Below are 4,662 nucleotides of genomic sequence, written 5' to 3'. Positions count from 1 at the left end.
CTTCGGAATTGCCGTCCGGATACTCCGGAATACGCAACTGGATGTACATTTTATTTTAAAAACAATGGATTAGAAGAGAATAAAGTTAGGGCGACATATAAACAAAAAAATATTTTACTATTTTCAATAAAAGAAATTAAAAATATAGTTGATATCTATATTAAATTCCCAAAAAAATTTAATTGTATCCATTATAAAAATTCTAAAGATACAAAAAAATTTCCTAGTTCAGACGAAGCACATTTAACTTATCACGGCAAACCAAAGAAAAATAAAATTACAGGAGAAATTCACATAAAAGATAAAGGAATAAACCCTTTTAAAGGAAAAAGTGATAAAGTTGAAGCACCATTAGCAAGTTCAAGCAATATTAAAATATATCCTTTGCCTATATGTAGAATAGAATTAAGTAATACAATTAACAAAATAGAAAAACTTGAAAATGTGACCAATTATTTTGAAGTAAAAACACCAAAATGTTATTTTAATACTATTGAGGTGCATTTAGCCCGTCATGGATTTATGATGGATTTAGCATCAGTCAAACATAAGCAAAATATCCCTACTATTTTAAATTCACTTTTTATAAATACGAGCATGCACACATTTTTTCTTAATAAAATCGAAAGAAGACCTGGTAATTTCCCACAGGTTTTAGTAGCGCAAACCAATAATTATGAATTAATTATTATTGCAGGGCATGAATATAAAAACAAATCTTATAAGATAGATTCAATATGTTATTTTTATACAAAAGATTATTTTAAAGATTTGATTAATAGGAATATAATAAGTACAGAAAATGGATTTTTTATTGATCAAAGGTCAAACCAAAAATTAAAAGAAGATGCGATTAAGCTATCAACAATCTTAAAAAGTTATCCCAAAAATTTATTCTAATCGACCACTTACAGTGGTGGTTGAATTCAAGCATTAAAGAAAATAATGATACTATGAATGATTCTCTGCATCATTCAAAGATAGATAAAAAATTTTAAAGTCAGAAATTAATGAGTCATGTCTCAAGAACCTGCCCAAGACATTTAAAAAAGAGGATTTTTAATAAATTTTGTCGAATACAAAAATATTGTTGTTAGTTATTATTAAAATAATTTTCTAATTATTGGTTTATTGGTGGAAAAATGATGGAATGGAAAATAATAAGTCTAATTGGAGCATTTATTATTAGTGTAATAACTTGGTGTTTAAATGAGAGAAGTAAGAGAATTTATGAAGAATATAAAAGAAAAGAGAAGAAATATTCTAAATTAATTAGTGCTCTTAAAGGTTTTTATATTAGTTCACTTGATAAAGAATTAAGAGACGAATTCTTGAATCAACTTAATTTGTGTTGGATGTATTGTCCTGATGAGGTTATTATTAAAGCATATAATTTTCTTTCTACAATCTATACTGATAAAAAATCTACTGATAAGGAAAAAGAAGAAGCTTTAGGAGAATTTATACTTTCCATACGAAAAGATTTAATTAAAAGAAAGCCATTAAAAAGAACCAATCTTAAACCAGAGGATTTTAAACATTTAAAAGCAACATAATAATTTTATATTACAACAATATTGATATTTATTAATCTAACAATATCTAATAAAGAAGGAAAAGACAAATATGAATAAGAATTATCGTAATGAATATTTATTCTCAGAGACTTATTTACAAAATATTACCCAGGTGCCAATAATTGACGAAAATTTAAAGAATTCTTTTCGAACCATTAAAGGGTGGAGAGATGAAGTTGATAATACTTCCCCCGAATCATGGATATCTACTTACATAGAAAATATATTTGATACTTTGAAATTTGGACATCAAAGAAATTCAGAAAAAGAACCTAATATTTTAATGCTTTTTCCGGATATAGATAAAATTGAGGCTATGTCTCTTTGTTATATAATACCTCCCGAAGAAGATATTAATTGTACTTTAAAAGGAAAATTTTGGGCAGAGAAAATTATTCGAAATCTAAGGAAAAATAATTTTCAATGGGGGATACTTACTGATGGATATTATTGGAGGATATACCATGTAGCGGAGCCCAATCCCTACGAAATTTATGTGGAAATAAATTTAGAAACAATTTTAAATAGTCAAGATTACACTGCTTTTCAAATATTTTATTTCTTTTTTCGACCTGATAATTTTGTTAGAACTAAAAGCGGAGAATGTAATTTTGATAATTACAAAGATAAATCAGAAAAAACTACTAAGTATATCGAAGAAAATTTAAGGGCAGCAATTGAACGTGAAGGAGAAGGAAAAGGCGTTCTTCAAACTCTTTGTTCAGGCTATCTAAACACTTTAAGTCAAAAAAACTATTCCGAAAAAGATAATAAATATATCTATGATGGGGCTATTATATTTCTTTTCCGAATTCTTTTTTTATTTTATTCGACATCTCGTGGTCTTCTTAAAAGAGAAAGTATCGAGAAATTTCAAAATATTATTCGAGATTCATTTCGATTTTGCAATGAAGGTGGGCTTAAAAATGACTCTTATAACCTTTGGAATCGCCTTCAGGGACTTTATGTAGAAATTAATGAAAAATATAATGGGGGGCTGTTTAATTATTATGAAAGTGATATTACAAAATTTATTGAAGAAATCAAGATTACAGATCCATTTCTATCAGAGGTAATATTTGGATTAGCTTATTACCAGAATTCAAAGGGAAGTTTTGCACCAATAGAATACCGTGATCTTTCAGTGCGCCATTTAGGTAGTCTTTATGAAGGTTTGTTGGAGCACAATTTATTTGTAGCACCTGAAAGTATGGTTATTCGTAAATCTGGGAGTAACATTCGCTATATTCCCGAATCTAAAGCAGGAAAAATAAAGCGTTCTGATACTATATTGCCGAAAGGTAAAATCTATTTTTCAGAAGATGCAAACGAAAGAAAACTCAGCGGAAGTTACTACACGCCCGAAGATGTTGTTGAGTATATTGTAAAAAACACTGTTGATTCTCTTTTAGAAGAAAAAGAAAAAGAGATAGTAGAGGAGATTGTTCCTTTTATTAATGATATGGATATTGCTGTAAATGAGTCTGAATTAAAAAGGCTTGAACAATATATTGATGACCGGATATATAAATTTGTTGAAGAGAAAATTCTTGCCCTTTCTGTTCTTGACCCCACCATGGGAAGTGGACACTTTCTGGTTAATGCAACAAATCACATAACAAATTTTATAGTTAAACTTTTAAATAAATATCCAGGAAGCAATTCTAAAATAGACTCTAATCCTAAAATATGGAGGCGTAAAGTCGTAGAAAATTGCATATTTGGTGTTGACCTGAATCCTCGGGCAGTAGAATTAGCAAAATTGTGTCTTTGGATTGCGACAACGTTTAAAGAAAAACCTCTTTCTTTTCTTAACCACCATCTTAAAAAAGGAAATGCACTTGTTGGAGTGCGAATATCAGATTTAGAAAAACACTTAATCAAAACTGGTGTTTCAAATAATAATTTGTTTATGCAACCGTATATTGAGTCTATAGAACAAGCAGCTGAATGTTATAAAAAAAAGTTAAGCAAATTTACTGATACTATAGGAGACATTGAAGAGAAAAAAGAAATACTCGAAGAGGTAAATGGGGAATTAGTTCCCTATAAAAATTTATGTGATGTATTCACATTCTATCTTCTTGGGAAAATTAATGAAAGTGAGTTTTTATCTAAAATAGAAAATTGGAATGCACAAAAAATACCACAAAAAGTTCCAAATATATCCGGTAACGACGATTATTTCCATTGGGAAATTGAGTTCCCCGATATATTATATGGCAATAATTCTGGATTTGACTGCGTAATTGGGAATCCGCCATATGTGGATGTAACTAGTTTAGAGTATGATAAAAAATATTGTTGTAGTAGATTGAAAACAAAAGATTCCAGAAATTTATATGCTTTTCTTGCAGAGAAAGGGCTATGCTTTCTTAAAAGGCATGGTAAATTTGGCTATATTTTGCCAATTTCAATAATTTGTTCAAATAGAATGGTTAGTTTGAGGAATTTATTCTTGAAGAGCGGTAAAACCTATTTCGCAAATTTTGCAGAAAGACCAGACAAAATATTTAAAGATGCTGAACAAAAAGTAACAATAATTATTCATTCAAAAAATAATGCGCAAGTTTGTTTTACGACTTCTTATTTGAAATGGAAAGCTGCCCATAGAAAATTTTTATTTGATTCTATTAAATATATTGATGTAAAAGATGAATATTTTATTATGAATAGAATTCCAAAAATTGGAGCAGAAACAGAAACAAATATTTTAAAAAAATTTATTACGAAAGAAAAACTTGGGAAAGTCCTAATAAATGGAGTAAATAGTAATAAAATATTCTATAGGACATCAGGAGGAAGATATTTTAACGTAGTTACTACATTTAAAACAGCTTCATCCAAGGAAGATTTTATTTGCATTAAGGAATCAATCTCAAATGATCTCGTTTGTGCTATTTTAAATAGCAATTTATTTTATTTTTATTACATTGTTTACTCAAATTGCAGGGATTTCTATATAGAAGAGATAGAAAATTATAGAATTAGTATTGACGAAATAAGTGCCTCAGTTAAGCAAACGCTAATAAAATTAAACCGGGAATTAATGGATGATGTAATAAAAATAAAATAAATTGCTATT

General features: G+C 28.2%; 3 protein-coding genes. All 3 read left to right on the top strand.

The window, feature by feature from the left end:
- A partial coding sequence (locus KKB09_07965; GenBank protein ID MBU4301123.1) for a hypothetical protein occupies positions 1 to 900 on the top strand: 900 nt, incomplete at its 5' end.
- Positions 901 to 1,142: 242 nt separating this feature from the next.
- Positions 1,143 to 1,556 carry a hypothetical protein gene (locus KKB09_07960; GenBank protein ID MBU4301122.1) on the top strand — a complete coding sequence of 138 codons (414 nt, stop codon included), beginning with the start codon at positions 1,143 to 1,145 and terminating at the stop codon, positions 1,554 to 1,556.
- Between the two features lie 70 nt (positions 1,557 to 1,626).
- Positions 1,627 to 4,653, top strand: coding sequence for an Eco57I restriction-modification methylase domain-containing protein (locus KKB09_07955; GenBank protein ID MBU4301121.1), 3,027 nt, complete (start codon positions 1,627 to 1,629; stop codon positions 4,651 to 4,653).
- Positions 4,654 to 4,662 lie beyond the last annotated feature (9 nt).

The sequence above is a fragment of the Nanoarchaeota archaeon genome, from assembly GCA_018897155.1.
Lineage (GTDB): Archaea > EX4484-52 > EX4484-52 > EX4484-52 > LFW-46 > LFW-46.
The sequence above is the reverse complement of the archived record's forward strand: the minus strand, read 5'-3'. Positions and strand labels throughout refer to the sequence as shown.

Excerpts from the sequence above, each read along its gene's own strand:
- KKB09_07955 (MBU4301121.1), top strand. The coding sequence starts at position 1,627 with ATGAATAAGAATTATCGTAATGAATATTTATTCTCAGAGACTTATTTA.
- KKB09_07960 (MBU4301122.1), top strand. The coding sequence starts at position 1,143 with ATGATGGAATGGAAAATAATAAGTCTAATTGGAGCATTTATTATTAGT.